Annotated in this window: 14 protein-coding genes; 12 read left to right on the plus strand and 2 right to left on the minus strand. The window is 37.3% G+C overall.

Going from position 1 to position 15,355, the window contains the following annotated elements:
- The first annotated feature begins 289 nt into the window (after positions 1 to 289).
- The 6 genes from J7K05_02205 to J7K05_02230 all read left to right on the plus strand — a co-directional run bounded on the left by J7K05_02205 (position 290) and on the right by J7K05_02230 (position 6,612).
- Positions 290 to 1,330 carry a rod shape-determining protein gene (locus tag J7K05_02205; protein MCD6194983.1) on the plus strand — a complete coding sequence of 347 codons (1,041 nt, stop codon included), beginning with the start codon at positions 290 to 292 and terminating at the stop codon, positions 1,328 to 1,330.
- A 4-nt stretch (positions 1,331 to 1,334) separates the two neighbouring features.
- Positions 1,335 to 2,132 carry a rod shape-determining protein MreC gene (locus J7K05_02210; GenBank protein ID MCD6194984.1) on the plus strand — a complete coding sequence of 266 codons (798 nt, stop codon included), beginning with the start codon at positions 1,335 to 1,337 and terminating at the stop codon, positions 2,130 to 2,132.
- Positions 2,133 to 2,135: 3 nt separating this feature from the next.
- Positions 2,136 to 2,618, plus strand: a complete 483-nt coding sequence (locus J7K05_02215; protein MCD6194985.1) for a hypothetical protein — start codon at positions 2,136 to 2,138, stop codon at positions 2,616 to 2,618.
- A gap of 2 nt (positions 2,619 to 2,620) precedes the next feature.
- A complete protein-coding gene (mrdA, locus tag J7K05_02220; protein MCD6194986.1) occupies positions 2,621 to 4,483 on the plus strand; it encodes a penicillin-binding protein 2 in 1,863 nt (620 codons plus the stop codon).
- Between the two features lie 181 nt (positions 4,484 to 4,664).
- Complete coding sequence (locus tag J7K05_02225) at positions 4,665 to 5,417, plus strand: ABC transporter ATP-binding protein (protein MCD6194987.1); 753 nt, start codon at positions 4,665 to 4,667, stop codon at positions 5,415 to 5,417.
- 10 nt (positions 5,418 to 5,427) lie between these two features.
- Positions 5,428 to 6,612 (plus strand): FtsX-like permease family protein, encoded by a 1,185-nt coding sequence (locus tag J7K05_02230; protein MCD6194988.1) that lies wholly within the window; start codon positions 5,428 to 5,430, stop codon positions 6,610 to 6,612.
- A gap of 3 nt (positions 6,613 to 6,615) precedes the next feature.
- Here J7K05_02230 and lysS read toward each other — a convergent pair whose 3' ends face one another.
- Positions 6,616 to 8,139 carry a lysine--tRNA ligase gene (lysS, locus tag J7K05_02235; protein ID MCD6194989.1) on the minus strand — a complete coding sequence of 508 codons (1,524 nt, stop codon included), beginning with the start codon at positions 8,137 to 8,139 and terminating at the stop codon, positions 6,616 to 6,618.
- Between the two features lie 77 nt (positions 8,140 to 8,216).
- Positions 8,217 to 8,720 (minus strand): transcription elongation factor GreA, encoded by a 504-nt coding sequence (gene greA / locus J7K05_02240; GenBank protein ID MCD6194990.1) that lies wholly within the window; start codon positions 8,718 to 8,720, stop codon positions 8,217 to 8,219.
- Positions 8,721 to 8,827: 107 nt separating this feature from the next.
- Between greA and secA the strand changes: the two genes are divergently transcribed.
- The 6 genes from secA to J7K05_02270 are packed head-to-tail and all read left to right on the plus strand — an operon-like array spanning position 8,828 to position 15,322.
- Positions 8,828 to 11,563 carry a preprotein translocase subunit SecA gene (gene secA, locus J7K05_02245; GenBank protein ID MCD6194991.1) on the plus strand — a complete coding sequence of 912 codons (2,736 nt, stop codon included), beginning with the start codon at positions 8,828 to 8,830 and terminating at the stop codon, positions 11,561 to 11,563.
- On the plus strand, positions 11,560 to 11,889 hold the full coding sequence (locus tag J7K05_02250; protein MCD6194992.1) for a hypothetical protein: 330 nt from the start codon (positions 11,560 to 11,562) through the stop codon (positions 11,887 to 11,889). The genes secA and J7K05_02250 overlap by 4 nt, the downstream gene beginning before the upstream one ends.
- Complete coding sequence (locus J7K05_02255) at positions 11,862 to 12,536, plus strand: FkbM family methyltransferase (GenBank protein MCD6194993.1); 675 nt, start codon at positions 11,862 to 11,864, stop codon at positions 12,534 to 12,536. The genes J7K05_02250 and J7K05_02255 overlap by 28 nt, the downstream gene beginning before the upstream one ends.
- Positions 12,537 to 12,591: 55 nt before the next feature.
- Positions 12,592 to 13,272 (plus strand): cell division ATP-binding protein FtsE, encoded by a 681-nt coding sequence (gene ftsE, locus J7K05_02260; protein MCD6194994.1) that lies wholly within the window; start codon positions 12,592 to 12,594, stop codon positions 13,270 to 13,272.
- Positions 13,273 to 13,277: 5 nt separating this feature from the next.
- A complete protein-coding gene (locus J7K05_02265; GenBank protein ID MCD6194995.1) occupies positions 13,278 to 14,177 on the plus strand; it encodes an ABC transporter permease in 900 nt (299 codons plus the stop codon).
- Between the two features lie 35 nt (positions 14,178 to 14,212).
- Positions 14,213 to 15,322: a peptidoglycan DD-metalloendopeptidase family protein gene (locus J7K05_02270; GenBank protein MCD6194996.1), complete on the plus strand. Its 1,110-nt coding sequence runs from the start codon at positions 14,213 to 14,215 to the stop codon at positions 15,320 to 15,322.
- Positions 15,323 to 15,355 lie beyond the last annotated feature (33 nt).

Consider the following 15,355-nt stretch of genomic DNA (forward strand, 5'->3'; position numbering starts at 1 on the left):
AGTTATCTCCAAAGACAAAGCTAACAACAGATCCCTTTCTGACAGCCTAGTCTTTATTACTGCTAAACCCAAAGAATCAGTCTATGACCTTATCCTTAAAGTCCTGAATAAATACTTTGGGTGGATGATTAAGAAGTTTAGGAGGTAAATAGATCTCTTTTAAATTACCAATCTGCGGCAAAGGGCAAAAGTTAATTTTTAAAAAAGGCCAAAGGGAAGAGGTTGGGGTAATAACAAAATGGTTAATTGTTGTTTGACAATAGTTTTCTTCTTATCTAAATTTAAACCGATGATAGATAGAATTCTTGGCCGGTTTTCCAATGATATTGGTATTGATTTGGGCACTTGTAATACTTTGGTTTATGTTAAGGGCAAAGGAGTGGTTATTAAAGAATCTTCAGTTGTAGCTCTTAACCTTAAAACCAAAGAGATTTTAGCTATTGGTGATGAAGCTAAAAAAATGGTGGGCAAAACCCCAGCCCATATTGTTGCCATTAAGCCCTTAATGGATGGTGTTGTCTCTGATTATGAAACTACAGAAGAGATGCTCTCTTATTTTATTAAAAAAGTCCATTATAAAAGTTTTTCTTTGCTTTCTCGCCCTAGAGTTGTGGTTGGTATCCCTTATGGAGTAACTGAGGTAGAAAGAAGAGCGGTAGAGGAAGCAGCAATGAATGCTGGAGCCAGAGAGGTTTATTTAATTGAAGAACCAATGGCAGCAGCAATTGGGGCCCGGCTTTCAGTGCAGGATCCTGAGGGATCAATGGTAGTTGATATTGGTGGTGGTACAACTGAGGTAGCGGTTATTTCAATGGGAGGAATTGTGGCTTCAAGGTCATTAAGGATTGCTGGTGATGAAATGAATGAGGATATTATTGACTATGCTCGGGAAAAGATGAATCTGCTTATTGGAGACCGCACCGCTGAGGAGGTAAAGGTTTCCATTGGTTCAGCTTTGCCTACAGGCAAAATAGAGGAAATGGTGGTGAGGGGTAGGGATATGGTTTCTGGTTTGCCTAAAGAAATGGTTATAAATAGCGATCAAACAAGAGAGGCTATTTCTAAGAGTCTTTTATCAATTATATCTGCTATAAAAAGTACTTTAGAAGAGACTCCTCCTGAACTGGTTTCTGACATAATGAAAAGAGGAATTGTTTTGGCTGGAGGAGGGGCACTGCTTAGGGGATTAGACAAGCTTATAGAAAAGGCAACAGAAACAAAAGTTTATATTGCTGATGATCCAATGGGGTGTGTAGTCAGAGGTTGTGGTATAGTTTTGGAGAGTTTGAAGGAACTAAAAGAGGTGCTTTTGCCTTCAGAAATTCGTTAAAACTATGGATAATAAATGGAAGAAGATTGCTTTTAGAGTGGCTATAGTGATAGTTTGTTTTTGGCTGATTGAATTTTTAACCCCCCATTTTTCCTTAACCCAAAACTTGAGGCAAGCTTCTTTGGAACTGTGGTCTTATCCAGCGAACTATTTTTCCCATCTTTATTTAGGCTTAAGTAGGGTCGGTGATCTTTTTAATCTTTCCCAAATCAAAAATGAAAACTTGAAACTCAAAGAAGAGACTTTGACTCTCAGGCAGGAGAATGAAGACTTAAAACAAAAGCTTTCGGCTTTTAATAAGTGTGCTGAACTTCTTAAACTTTACCCCTCTTTAGAGACTATTCCTGCACAAGTACAGGGTTTTTTTCAGGAAGGAGGAAGAGCATACTTGCTTTTGACTAAAGGCAAAGATGATGGTGTTGAAATAAATAAGGCAGTGGTATGGGGGAAGTATTTGGTAGGAAAGGTTGTAGAAGCATATCCTCATTCTGCAGTTGTAGAGACAATTTTGAGTCGCCGTTTAGTAGCCAATGTATATTTAAGCGATAATGCAGAAGCCAAAGGGATAATCCGTGGTTATCTCAGCAATGGTTTAATTTTAGAAGGCGTTCCTACAGAATTTCAAATTAATCAAGGAGGAATAGTATTAACTTCTGGTTTAGGCGGGGTTCTTCCTCCTCATTTGATAGTGGGGAAGATCATCAAGAAAATCTCTTCTACTTCTGAGGTATCGCAGAAATTTTTGCTGGAACCTTTAATAGATTTTCATAATTTAGAAGTAGTGTTTGTGGTTAAAAGATAAAATATGGCTAAAAAGTTTTTATTTTACAGCCTGCTTATTATATTGATAGTTATCTGTCAAGCTTATGTTTATCCTCAATTTTTTGTAGCAGGGTTTTTTTTAATTATTTGGCTTAGTTGGGGTGCAAGAGAAGTTTATTCTTTTTTGATTATCTCTTTGATTATAGATTTGGCCTCAAGTTTGCCTTTTGGTTTTTTTACCTCAATGAGCTGGTTGTTCTTTTTTTCTACTTTATGGGTTCAGAAAAATATTTTTAGACACTGGAGTTTTTGGAGCAAGTGGTTGTGGATTATGGTTGGAGAAGGTTTTTTTCTTTTTTTCTTTCTCTGGTTGAGCCAAAGTTTGTTTGTGGGATGGTGGCTAAGAGCTCTTCTGTTTTCGTCTTTGTTTGTGGTATTGTTGCTTGTGTTTTGGGAAAAAATAAAACCTTTGCTTGAGCAGGAAGGGTTTTTGACAAGAGAGAAAAAAGTTCAGATTGAGATTTGATTATGAAAAAGAGAGATATTTTTTCTGAGTTTGAACCAAATTTAGTTGATGGTTTTGAAAGAATGAAGATTAAAAAAGTCAGATTTGAAGTTTTGGTTTTTTTATTATTATTGTTTTTCCTTTTTCTTTTGTTCAGGGTTTTTCACCTTCAGATTGCTCAATCTGCTTACTTTCAGGAATTAGCTTCAGGTAATCGTTTGCGTCGCGTCTATATAGTCCCGCCTCGGGGACTTATTTTAGATAGAAATGATAAAAAGTTGGCTTTTAATGAGGCAGCTTTTAGTTTGGTAATTAGTCCTTTGGATTTCTCCCAGAATCCAGAAGAAAGAAGAAATGTGTATAATCAGATAAAAGAAGAGTTGAATTTAGATATTGCTCAAGAGGTAGAAAAGGCTTTAGATAAAAATATCAAAGAAGAGATAGTCTTTCTTCTTGACATTGAAAGAACTAAAGCCCTAATTCTACAGGAAAAGTGGTCTCTTCTAAAAGGTGTCAAAATTGAAGAAAGGTTTAAAAGAAAATACACAGCTGGGCTTTCACATATTTTGGGTTATTTGGGCAAAATCACAGATGAGGAGTGGTCTGTTTATAAAGACAAGGAGTATCTTTTTTATGAGTGGGTAGGTAAGGCAGGTTTAGAAAAGGAATATCAGGATGAGCTTAGGGGGTATCCCGGGGGCAAAGAGGTAGAAGTGGATGCTTTAGGCAAAATTCAAAAGATTTTGGCTCAAAAGGAGGCTCAGCCCGGAGCTAATCTCAAACTCTATCTTGATTTGGATCTTCAGCTCAAAGCCAGAGAGATTTTAGAGCGCAAGCTTAAAGATTTAAACTTAAAAAAAGGGGTAGTAGTTGCTTTAGATCCCAAGACCGGGGGTGTATTGGCTATGGTTTCTTTGCCTGATTATGACAATAATTTATTTTTGGACCATACTAACAGCTTGTTGCAACAAGTTTTGACTTCTTTAGACCACCCTCTTTTTAATCGGGTTATTTCAGGATTATATCCCTCTGGCTCTACTATTAAACCAGTAGTGGCAGCAGCCGCTCTTCAAGAGGGAATTGTGGGGGCTTTGAGCAGTTTTCTTTGTCAAGGCGAACTTACAGTTCCCAACCAATATGATCCTTCTATTGTTTACCATTACAAAGATTGGAAGACTCATGGGATAGTTGATGTTCGTAAAGCCATAGCTGTCTCTTGTAATGTGTTTTTCTATATTGTTGGCGGAGGTTATCAGGATTTTCGAGGGCTTGGCGCAGAAAGACTAACTAAGTATTTTCGCTTTTTTGGATTAGGGCAGAAAAGCGGGATTGATTTACCTCAGGAATTAGGAGGTCTTATTCCGACTCCTGACTGGAAAGAAAAAACAAAAAAAGAACCTTGGTATTTGGGGGATACTTACCATTTGTCTATAGGTCAGGGGGATTTATTGGTTACGCCCTTGCAGGTGGCTCGCTATACCATGGTTATTGCTAATGGTGGTTGGCTTTATCAGCCGCATTTAGTTAAAGAGATTTTGGATGCCCAAGGTAAAAAAATAAAAACAATTACACCTGAAGGAGAGAAACTGCCAGTGGCTGAAAGTAATCTGGAGATAGTAAGGGAGGGGATGAGGCAGGCGGTAATTTCTGGTTCAGCTAATCAGTTGCAGTCACTTAGTATCACTTCTGCTGGTAAAACTGGCACAGCTGAAGATCCGACTGGTTCGGGTGAGCCCCATTCTTGGTTTACCTGTTTTGCTCCCTATGAAGACCCTCGAATCGTGGTTACAGTAATGGTGGAACACGGAGGAGAAGGGTACAAAGTAGCTGAGCCAATTGCTAAAGAGATTTTAGAGTTTTGGCAAAACAAAATAGAGGAAAAGTAGATTAAAAGCGATCTTATACCCTATATTAACTGGTTTAAATAGTTAATGTAGTTAATATTTTTAGTCTCACAGCAGAGCAGATTTTAGATTTTAACAGAGGGTTAGAAGTTTGGCTAAGAATAAGAAGTGGTTTTCCACAGATTTATTCTTTTGTTGTGTTATAATAACCATAAAAGTTTTTATGCGCCAAAATCTAAAAAAAGATATGGAACATAATGTTGTTATTAAAACAAAAGATCTTTTTAAGAGCTTTTTTGTTGGTGGCGTAGAAACCCCGGTTTTAAGAGGGATAAACTTAGAAATAAAAGGAGGAAAATTAACTTTAATTTTTGGCCCTTCTGGTTGCGGCAAGACAACTCTCTTAAATGTGGCCATTGGCTTAGAGCCTCCCACAAAAGGCAAGGTGGTTGTCAGAGGGGAAGATATTTATGCTTTAAATGATGACGAGAGAGCAAAATTTAGAGCCAGGCGTTTTGGAATGATTTATCAGATGCCTTATTGGGTAAGAAGTTTGAGCGTTATAGAAAATGTAGCTCTTCCTTTAATTATTATGGGCGAAAGTGAAGGTTATGCTCTTGCTAGAGCCAAAAATGTTTTAGAAGAAGTGCATATGGAAAAGTTTGCTCACTATCGTCCTACTTCACTTTCAGGTGGTCAGCAGCAACGGGTTGGTTTAGCACGGGCTTTGGTAGCTTCTCCATGGATAATTTTTGCTGATGAGCCTACAGGTAATTTGGATTGGGAAACAGGTATGGAGATTATGGAGCTTTTGCTTGATTTAGCACGGCGGCATAAAAGAACTGTAGTTTTAGTTACTCACAACCAAGATTATCTTAAGTTAGCAGATGAAGTAAAATATATGATTGATGGCCGTTTAGTTAATCCTGAAGAGTTTGAGAAGTTGACTAAAGCAAAATTGCCAGTAAAACACTAATTGTTTGTGTATGCGTTTTTCCTCAATTCTTAAAATTTCCTACAAAAATCTGGCTGTTTTTAAAATGCGTTCTTTGGTAACTTTAGGGGGTATGACGGTAGGTATTGCCGCTATAATCTTCCTAGTTTCTTTGGGTTATGGTTTGCAGTTTTTGGTTAAAAAAGAGTTGGCTACATTGGAGGATTTGAAAACTATTGATGTTTTTCCAGGGGGCAGCGCCTTGCCTCTTTCTGTAGATAATCTAAAAGAGATAGAAAAGATGGATGCTGTAGAAAATGTTTATCCAGTAGTAGATATTGCTTCCAGACTAAAACATAACCATTCGTTAGTAGAGGCTTTAGCTCATAGTGTTAAGTATGACTATTTGAAAACCCAAAAAATCACCAATGAGGAAAAGGAATGGGGAAGAAGAGAGATTATTGTTACTAAAGCTGTTTCTAATCTTTTTGGGAAGTCGCCGGGGGAGATGATTGGGCAGGAAGTGGAGTTGCAGATGGTTTTATCAGCTGATCTTTTGGGCAATGATGCTTCAAAAAAGACGATTAGCGGAGAAAAGTTCAAGATAAAAGAGGTTTTAACCAATGAGGAGCAGAGAGCAGAGTTTTATCTGCCTATTGATTTTCTTTGGGATAAAGGTTTGCAGAATCATACCTTGGCAAAAGTAATAGTTTCTGATGTAAGGAAGATCAATTCTTTGCGGAAACAGATTGAAGCGATGGGTCTTAAAACTGATTATGTTGGTGATACTTTAGCGCAGGTAGATCGCACCTTCCAACTTTTCCGCATTTTTCTAGGTGTTTTTGGTGGTGTAGCTTTAGTAGTTGCAGCTTTAGGTATGTTTAACACCTTAACGGTTTCCCTTTTAGAAAGAATTAGAGAAGTAGGATTAATGAAGGCTTTGGGCATGAGAGCCAAAGAGGTGGGAGGGCTATTTGTAACAGAAGGCATTATTCTTGGTGTTAGTGGTGGAGTTATTGGCGTGGTATTGGGGGTTGTTTTGGGCAAGATATTAAATTTAATAGTTGGTTTATGGGGTAGAGGTGAGATGGGTAATATTGTTAATTTCTTTGCTACTCCATGGTATTTTGCCTTTTTTGTTGTCGGTGTTTCTTTGGTTATTAGTCTTTTTGCAGCTATATACCCTGCTCGTAGAGCTATTAAAATTAGAGCTTTGGACGCTTTACGTTTTGAGTAAATCTTAGCTGTTTGTAATTTGAGAAATAAAAGAGAGGGCTTTTTCTTTGCCAATAAGGTTTAAAAGCAAGCCGGCTCTTGGTCCAGATTTTTTGTTGAGAAATATCCTGTAAATTAGAGCAAAACCTTGTTTTGCCTGCAGGTTGTGTTTTTTTAAACTCTCATAAATAAGATTTTGCAGTTCTGAATCATTTAGGTTTTTCTTCTGCCATTGAGAGGCAAAATCAAGAAGGAAGTTTTTTTCTTGGGTTGAGAGTTTGGGGGGTTTTGACAAGCAGAGCTTTATTTTTTCATTTTTAGAACCATATTTTTTAACCCAGTTTAAAGCTTTGGGGATTAATTTTTTTATCTCTCTAAGAGAGATTTTTGCACCACTCTTTTTTAGTATTTTTTGGATTTGGGTTGCCTTTTGAGTTAATTGGGCTACCAGAATAAAGTGTCCCCAAGGCACAAAGGTAATTTTTTTAAGGTTTGGAGTGTTAAATATATATTGGTAGAGCTTTATTTTGTCTTTAGAAAGTTTGTTTTTTTGAAAACGTCTGATGTCAGCTGCTATTTCTTCAGAAAGACGCAGAGCATCACGAGGATCGAAAAATATTGGTTTTTGTGGCAAAACCCTTAAAATAATGTATTTGATAATTTCAGGTGGGAGAGTGTTTGTTAAATCTTTGACGCTGACCACATTTCCTTTTGAAGATGATATTTTCCCCTTGACTCCTTTAAGATAGATAAGATCATAAGGTATGCCAAGGGGAACTTCTTTTTGAAAAATCTCTTTCATTAGAACTTTGGCTGTATCATAAGAGCTGCCAACAGAGGCGTGTTCCTTGCCAAATGGTTCAGCGCTAGTATTGAAATACTGCCACCAAGCCAGCCAATGGAGTCGCCACATTAGTTTTCCTCCGCCAGAGGTATAGTTTGTTTTGCCTTTAAAGCCGCATTTGTGACAGAGTATTTGCACTTTTTTTTGGGCAAAATCTGTTTTTACCACCTCTGTATCTACAAGGCTATGGCATTTGGGGCATAATGGTTTAAAAGGCGAAAAATTTTTTTGGATTTTAGTTTTGGCTACTTTCTTGAGAATTTCAGCTATTTTTTCCTTATTTTTAAGAGCGGTTTCAATATAAGGATCAAAAGCGCCTTTTTTGTAAAGTTCAGAGGCACGAAAAATTTTGGGTTGAAGGTTTAAGTATTTAAGAGTTTTTTTAAAAGGTTCAAAAAAATGTTCGGCGTAGTTTTGGTGGCATCCTTTAGGGTCAGGTATAAGGAAAAGAGGCTGGCCAATGTATTTTTCAAATTTTTGGGGTAAAAAAGGGTAGAGTTTTCTCAAATGATCAAAATCGTCTAAGATAAAATAAAAATTAGCTTTTTTATTTTCTTGTTCAACAAACCAAGACACTATTGAGGCAGTTAAAACTTCTCTTAGGTGACCTATATGAAAAGGACCTGATGGAGTTACTCCAGTAGTAAAGTTATAAGATTTGAGTTTTTTTTCTAAAAGCTGTTGAGCTATTTTTTCTGCCCACATAAATTCTTCTTTAAATTAGAGCTTAAATAATTGTAAGAGATTAAGAGCACAAACTCAAGGGGAGATTAAAAAAGGCTTTATTTTACTTCTAATATCTTTATTTTTTTAATTCCCTTTGGGGTTTTGATTTCTGCGATTTCTCCCCTGCTTTTACCTAAGAGAGCCTGTCCCCAAGGAGAACGGTAAGAGATTTTTCCTTCATTAGGATTAGCTTCTCTGTCGCCTACAATTTCATATTCTTGAGTTTGAGCGCCAAACTGAATTTTGACTTTGGAGCCAATAGTAATAATTCCCTTATTAGAGGCTCGTCTTACAATTTTTGCTTGTACAAGGATATTTTTTAATTCAGCAATTTCTTGCTCCAATAAAGCCTGGCGGCTTCGGGCTTCCTCAAACTCTGCATTTTCAGATATGTCCCCAAATGATTGAGCTTCCTTTATCTCCTCAGTAATTTTCTTTCTTTCTCGTTTTTTGAGTCTTTCCAGCCTTTTTTTAAGCCGCTGATAGGCGGCTGGGGTCAAAAGGATTTGTGCCCGGCGGGTTAATGAGAGTAATCTTTTGCCAATTCTTTTTTTGAACATAAGCTTTCTCTATCTAAAAAAATAATAAATTCATTTTGGCAAAGAGGCTTTTGGCTGTCAATAGTTTGTGATTGATAAAATTAATTCTTTTTGTTAATGTTTGAGCGATGAGGATTTTTGATTTTTATCAAAAGTGGGCAAATCAAAGAGAGATAGGTCGTTTACAAAAAATAGTAGCTGAAATTAATAGATTTGAGCCAGAGGTTAAAAAGCTTAAAGATAAAGATTTTCCTGCTAAGGTCAAAAAGCTTGCGCAAGAGATCAAAAAAGGAAAAGATAGAGATGTTTTGCCTTATGTTTTTGCTTTAGTAAGAGAAGCAGCTTGGCGTACTTTAGGCCAAAGACATTTTGATGAGCAGCTAATGGGGGGGGTTGTTCTTTATGAAGGCAAGATCGCAGAGATGAAAACAGGTGAAGGTAAAACTTTGGCTGCTACTTTACCTTTAACTTTAATGGCTTTAAAAGGAAAAGGGGCGCATTTGGTTACAGTTAATGATTATTTGGCTCGCCGAGATGCTTCTTGGATGGGGTCAATTTACAACTTTTTGGGTCTTTCAGTGGGAGTAATCCAACAGCAGGGAGGGGCTTTTGTCTATGATCCCGGATATGGAGAAAAGGAGGCTAAGGGAGGAGAAGAAACGGTTTTTGTTGATGTTAAACACTTGCGTCCTGCTTCCAGAAAAGAAGCTTATGCTTGTGATATCACCTATGGCACTAATAATGAGTTTGGTTTTGATTATCTGCGTGACAATATGGCTCGCCAACATAAAGATATTGTGCAAAGAGAACTGTATTATGCCATTATTGATGAAGTTGATTCTGTTTTAATTGATGAGGCCCGCACTCCTTTGATTATTTCTGCTCCAGCTGAAGAGGCGGAGGATCTTTATACTTTTTTTGCCCGGTTGGTTAAAGAGTTGGAAAAAGATAAAGATTATGAGTTAGACGAAAAAGAAAGGGCAGTTAGCTTGACTGATCGGGGTACAAAGAAGGTGGAAAGAATATTAGGCGTCAAAAATCTTTATAACCCTTTAGCAACTAAGAAATACGGTGGTGCGGCTATGCTTCATTATCTCTATGAAGCATTACAAGCCAAGGCACTTTACCATCGTGACAAGGATTATATTGTGAGAGATGGAAGGGTGATTATTGTTGATGAGTTTACTGGAAGATTAATGCCTGACAGGCGTTATTCTGAAGGATTACATCAGGCAATTGAGGCTAAAGAAGGGGTAAAGATACGACGTGAAAGTATAACTTTAGCTACAATTTCTTTTCAAAACTACTTTGGTCTTTATAGGCATTTAGCAGGAATGACAGGTACGGCTCTTACAGAGGCAGAAGAGTTTAGAAGGATTTATAATTTGGAAGTGGTCGTTATTCCCACTCATAGACCAATGATTAGAAAAGATTGGGCTGATAGGGTTTATAAGAGTGAAAAAGGCAAGTTTAAAGCTGTAGTTAAAGAGATCAAACAGCGTCATCAAAAAGGGCAGCCTCTTTTGGTTGGCACTCTCTCTATTGAGAAATCAGAATATCTTTCGCAATTATTAAAACAAGAGGGAATAAAGCACGAGGTTTTAAATGCTAAACACCACGAAAGAGAAGCTAAAATTATTGCTAAAGCTGGTCAAAAAGGAGCAGTGACGATTGCTACCAATATGGCTGGTAGAGGTGTAGATATTATTTTGGGTCCCCAAGTTAAAAAACTAGGCGGCCTTTGTGTGGTGGGCACTGAGCGTCACGAGTCTCGCCGGATTGATAATCAGTTGCGTGGTCGGGCTGGTCGTCAGGGAGACCTGGGAGAATCAATCTTTTTTGTTTCTTTAGAGGATGAACTGATGCGCATCTTTGGCGGAGAGCGGATTAAAAACTTAATGACTATGCTTAAGATACCTGAAGATGAGCCAATCGAAAGCCGTCTGGTTTCTCGGGCAATTGAGTCAGCGCAGAAAAAAGTGGAAGCCTTTAACTTTGATTTACGCAAACACCTACTTGAGTTTGATAATGTTTTAAATAAACAGAGAGAGAGGATTTACAAGGAACGCAGAGCTATCCTTTTGGCTAAAGGGGACGAAATAGAAAAAAAGGTTTTTTCTTTGCTTAAAGAGTTTCTTTTGTATCTATCCGCTCTTTATTTTGTGGACAAAAAACAGGCTTTAGGAGAAATAGAACAGGTTTTTGGTGGAGAAAGTAAGGTTTTGCTTAAAGTTAAGGAAGTAAGGGACGAAACAGGACTTTTTTCTCTTCTTTTGGCACAGGCAAAAAGTATTTTTAAGGAACGCCGACAAAAATACGGAGAGGTTTGGATCCAGATGTTAAAGCAGTTTTATTTATCAGTAGTAGATTCTCTATGGGTAGATCACTTAACTATTATGGAAGATCTGCGCCGAAGCGTGAGTTTGAGAGGATATGGTCAAAGGGATCCCTTAGTGGAGTATAAAAAAGAGGGGTTCAAGCTGTTCAGCGAGCTTAAAGAGTCTTTAAAGGAACAATTAGCTAAAGTGGTTTTAAGAGCTGTGCCCCAACTTCCTGAAGAGGAGGAAGGTAAAACGTTGATTTATGAGGCTCCAAGCGAACAACAGGCTGCAGGTACTTTCTCTGAACTTCAGGGTCAAAATAAAGATGGAAACAGAAACCAAGATAGATCTTCTCAAGGTCAAACTCCGTCATTTAAAATCGGCCGCAATGAACTCTGTCCCTGTGGTTCGGGAAAGAAGTATAAGAAATGTCATTTAGGCAAACCTCTTTCTGCTGAAGAACAGCGACTTTTCCAACTTTATATTAATAGGCCAGAAGAGTGGGAAAAGGAAACAGGGCAGAAGATTAAGAGAAAGAAATGAGCTCCTCTGATCTTAAGGTTTTTTCTTTTATAGAGAAAAGGGCGCGGCGTTGGTGGCATTTAGGTTTTAAAGTTTTGCGTTTTCTTTTTTTCTCTCTTCCTTCAGGGCGCACACTTTCTTATTTTTGGCACTTATTTAGGGGGCAGTTAAGTATTAAAATCAATGGTTTTTCTTTAGAGTTAGATCCAAAAGATAGGGGGTTGAGCCGCGATTTTTTTCTTTATGGCAATTATGAGATTTACTCCTCTGCTTACCTTTGGAAAAAACTGGATTCTAAAAAAATTATTTTAGATGCTGGATCGAGTTTTGTTTTTACCCTTTATTAGAAGCCCAAAAAGTAGGTCCAAGAGGTCGTGTCTATGCTCTTGAGCCTGTAAGCAGAAGTTTTGCTTTGTTGCAAAAAAATATTACCAATAACAAAAAGCAAAAAATAATTTTTCCTTATCGTTTAGCTTTAGCTCCGCAAGACGGTATAGGGATTATGTGTATTAAAGATCGGCACAACGCTTCTTTTTTAAGTGGCTACTCTCAAACTGAGAAGCGAGAAGGTGTTTCAAAAGAAAAGGTCAGAACAGTAACTTTGGATAGTTTTTTAAGAAACAAGCCCTTACCTCATCTTTTGCGTTTAGACACAGAAGGTATGGAAGCAAAGGTTTTTTTAGGAGGTAAGAAGGTGCTTAGAGCAATTCCTGAAATTATGGTAGAGATTCATCCTCATCTAATTCCTAAAAAGCAGTTTTTGGCTATGTGTTCTTTTTTGCAAAGATATGGTTTTTATCCGGAGGCAATTATTGTTGATCCTTATCCTTGTTGGATTACTCCAGATAAGAAGTGGAAAAGATTAGCCCTTTTGTTTAGTTATCTTTGTGGTGACAGAAACAAATTTGGAATTTTTAAAGGCAGCTGGTCTTCTTTTAAAAAAGCTTATTTTTTAAAAAATATCTCTTTTTGTGTTTATTTTGTTAAAAAGTAGTTTGCTAAGTGTTTAAATCTTTGTGCTATAATTAATAACTGTGGAAAAAAAACCTATTGTTAAAATAAGAGGCTTGACTAAAATATATTCCCCAAATATTGAAGCCTTGCTTAATGTAGATTTTGATCTTTTTGATAAGGAGTTTGTTTGTCTTATTGGTTCTTCAGGAGCGGGAAAATCTACACTAATAAGGCTTTTAATCTGTGAAGAAAAACCTACACGGGGTCATGTTTTTGTTGCTGGTAGAGACATAACTAAGCTTAGAGCTTCTGAAATTCCTTTTTACCGCCGCCGAGTAGGGGTTGTTTTTCAAGATTTTAAACTTTTGTCCCGCCGGACTGTTTACGAGAATGTAGCTTTTGCTTTAGAGGTTGCTGATGCGCCACCAAAAGAAATTAGAGAGAGAGTGCCTTTTGTTTTGGATCTGGTTGGACTGAAGGAAAGAGCGTCTCATTTTCCTGATAGTCTTTCCGGAGGTGAGAAGCAGAGAGTAGCTATTGCCAGAGCTATTGTGAATGGTCCCAAGCTTTTAATTGCTGATGAGCCCACCGGGAATTTGGATCCCAAAACATCTTGGGAGATAATGCGTTTGCTGTTGGAGATTAATAAGCGGGGGACAATGATACTTCTGGCTACTCACAATAAAGAGATAGTGGATCGATTGCGTAAAAGAGTAATTCTTTTAGACAGGGGAAGGGTAGTCAGCGCTCATAAGCATACCTATCACTTAAGATAAACAATATGTATAATTGGTTTAGAGTTCTAAAATTTGGCTGGCTAAACTTCTGGCGCAACTGGGTGCTTTCTTCAGCTTCTATTATTGTTTTAGCTATTGCTCTTTTGATTATTTCTACTTTTGTAGCTTTTAATTTTCTTTTACAAAAAACAGTAGAGGGAGTTAATCAAAAGGTGGATGTAATCGTTTATTTTAAAGATTCGGCTAAAGAAGAAACAATAGAGGAGATAAAAAATGAGCTTTCTGTTTGGGATGAAGTAAAAAGTGTCAATTATATTACCAAAAAAGAAGCTTTAGAAAAATGGTTGTCTACGGTAGAGGATGAACGTTTAAAAGATATTGTTTCAGAGAGAAACAATCCTCTGCCCAGAAGTTTGGAGATTAAACTTGTTTTACCTGAGTATGCCTCTAGAGTAGTAGAGTATTTTAGTCAGGAGGAAGTAAAGAGTGATGTTTCTAAAGTTCGTTATAACCGCTTGGTAGTAGATAAGATTATTACATATTCAAAAGCAGTAAAAAAAGTAGGCATTTCTTTGAGTATAGTTTTTGCTTTAGTGGCTGTTTATGTGGTTCTCAATACTTTGCGTTTAGCTGTTTACGCGCGCCGTAATGAGATTGAAATAATGAAACTTGTTGGTGCTTCTCCCAACTATATTGTAATGCCCTTTATAGTAGAAGGTATAATGTTTGGTGTTTTGGGAGCGGTTTTAGCTTTTGCCCTAACTCTTTTGGGGGCAAAATATGCCCTAAGTGTTCTTTTCCCTAAAGAGATTCTCAATGAAATATCTTCTTTTTTGCAGTTTAGTTCATTTGGTTTAACTCGTGTTTTTGCCCTTCAGATAGGTTTAGGGGTTTTAGTCGGTGTAGTTTGCAGTTTGGTTGGGGTAAAGAAATATCTGAGATAAAATTGGTAAAGATTTTGTGGTATAATAAAAAAACAATGTTTTCTTCTTCTAAAAAAGGCATGCCAAAAAGGTATTTATTGATATTGTTATTTATTCTTTTAACCCCTGGTTTTGTTTTTTCGGCTTCGCTTCAAGATAAATTGAATGAATTAAACAGAAAAATAGAGAGCTATAAAGAGGAGATTGAAAATTCGCAGAAAAAAGCTGAGACTCTACAAGAGCAGTTAACTTCTCTAAGCCAACAGATTGCTACAGTTGAAACTCAGATTAAAGATACAGAAGAGAAGATTACAGCTACCGAAAAAGAGATTATTAGGCTTTCCCAAGAAATAGAGGCTAATAATAAAAAGTTGGCTGAGCAGGAGAGTATTTTGGATGACTCTTTGCGTTTTTTGTATGAAACAGGGGATACGCCTTTTTTAGAACTGCTTTTAGCCAGCGACTCTTTTAATCAGGCTTTAGACAGGATGGAGTATATTTCTTGGGTAGAGAAAGAAATTGAGGAGACAGTAGCAAAAATAGAAGCTATTAAAAAGAAACTGGAGAGTGATTTATCTCAACAGCAGAATAAAAAGAAGGAACTTTCTAATCTTAAAGAGGAACTGCGTTCGCAAAGAAATGCTTTAGAGTATCAAAGTGAGCAGAAGCAGTATCTTTTAAGTGTTACTAAAGGTCAAGAGGAGAAGTATCAGGAGTATTTAGCTAAAGCCAAAGAAGAGTTTCGTCGGGTTCAGGCTCAGTTAGCTCGTCTTTTTTCAGGCAACTACGTTTCTTACGGCCATGTAAAACAGGGAGATATTATTGGTTATCAGGGGAATACAGGTTTTTCCACTGGTTCTCATCTTCATTTTGGAGTTTATATAGGCAACCAAGATGTTGATCCTTTGCCTTATTTACAATCAGGAAGGTTGGCTTGGCCCTTTCCTTTAGGTAGTTTTGTTATTACTCAAGGTTATTGGGGTACTTTTAGCCATAGAGGGAGGGGTTGGCCCGGAGGGTTGGATTTAGTGGCTTATGATGGAGCGCCGGTAAGGGCTGCAGCTGATGGAGAGATTATTGCCAATGTAAGGCAGGATTGGGGGTTTGGTCATTTTATGATTGTAGATCATGGCGACATCAAAACTTTATATGCTCACTTAAAATAGAAGGGCTGGTTTAACTTTCTTTTTGTTTTTATA

It is taken from the genome of bacterium, assembly GCA_021157605.1.
In the GTDB taxonomy this organism is placed as follows: Bacteria; Patescibacteriota; UBA1384; order JAGGWG01; family JAGGWG01; genus JAGGWG01.